At 30.6% G+C, this 1275-nt stretch carries 1 protein-coding gene; it reads right to left on the bottom strand.

Features of this window, described 5'->3' with window-relative positions:
• Positions 1-1275: fibrinogen-binding adhesin SdrG C-terminal domain-containing protein (locus tag IDG60_RS14710; RefSeq protein WP_206160841.1), on the bottom strand; the 1275-nt coding region annotated here is incomplete at both ends.

Raw genomic sequence — 1275 nt, 5'->3', positions numbered from 1 at the left:
TACCGTTACTATCTTTAAGAATGACATAAACACCTTTAATCCCTTTTTCATTGGCATCTTGTTTACCATCTTTATTTGTATCTTCCCATACATAGTCACCTAGATTATATTTCTTTTGGTCGCCATTTGCAGTTGATGAGCCATTCACATTTGAATAACTGTTTGACCAACTACTTTTTCCATTTTGTGTTTCTAAAGTATAATCAATTTTCCCATTATCTGTTGAACTATTATCTGGATAAGCAACTTGTTGAATGATGTACTGTTTATCACTACTAGATTGACCATTCAATAAATCTACTGTCGCCGTCTTATTATCATTACTATAAATAACATCGAATTGACCAGTAACATCTTTAAGTTTTGAAGTATCTGGGGTGAAACTATCCACAAATTGATTTTGATCTGTCACTTCGTAAATTTTGAAGTTTTTAGCATCTGGATTAAATTTATAACCAGTTAAATTTGTTACAAATGTTTCTTTTGTATAGGTCTTTTTAGGTTGATTTACATAAACAGTCATATTACGTGACAAATCTTCATTATTAATATAATTTGTACTCGAAATAAGTTGTTGACCTTTTTGATTACCATAATCGACAATGACATCTTTACTATATGTATCATTACCTAAAGTTACTTCCATTTTATAAGCAGTTTTATCAGTTGTTGCATTTTCACGTTTCGCAAATGCGACTTGTTCAAAGCTACCGCTAACATTTGTGTATTGATCTACATAATTCGTAAAAGTATACGTTGTTGTATTTGTTTTACTATCGTAAATACCTTTTGCAATAATATTACCTTGGGCATTATATAAATTTTGAGTTTGTGAAGGTAATCTTACAGAACCTGGACGGAAATATTGACCATATTTAAAAGTAAATGTATCGCCCTCTTTAACAGAATCATCGATTGTGTAATTCGCTTTTAATTTTAAAACATCACTTGAAGTTGCCCAAAATTCAGTATTTCCTGTTGTTTTATTAACATGTCCTTTATCAATCGCAATATCAATGTTCGTAAAATGTACTTTATCATTAACATTTGTTCCTTGTTGTGGAGCTGCAACAGTATTCACTGCCATGCGATTTAAAGCTCTTTGTTTAATAGTCGTTGTTTTAGGTGTAGTTGAAACGTTTTTTGCTTGTGTTAAATTACTTTTATCAGTTTCATTACTATATGTAGTTGATGATTTATCATTTGTTGTTACATTGCTAGTTTGTGTAGTAGATTGACTAGCTGTAGCGTTTTGTGGTGATTGCATGTTACTAC

The organism is Staphylococcus sp. EG-SA-2 (assembly GCF_017152085.1).
Note: the sequence above shows the minus strand (reverse complement) of the source record. Positions and strands in the feature narration are given on the sequence as shown.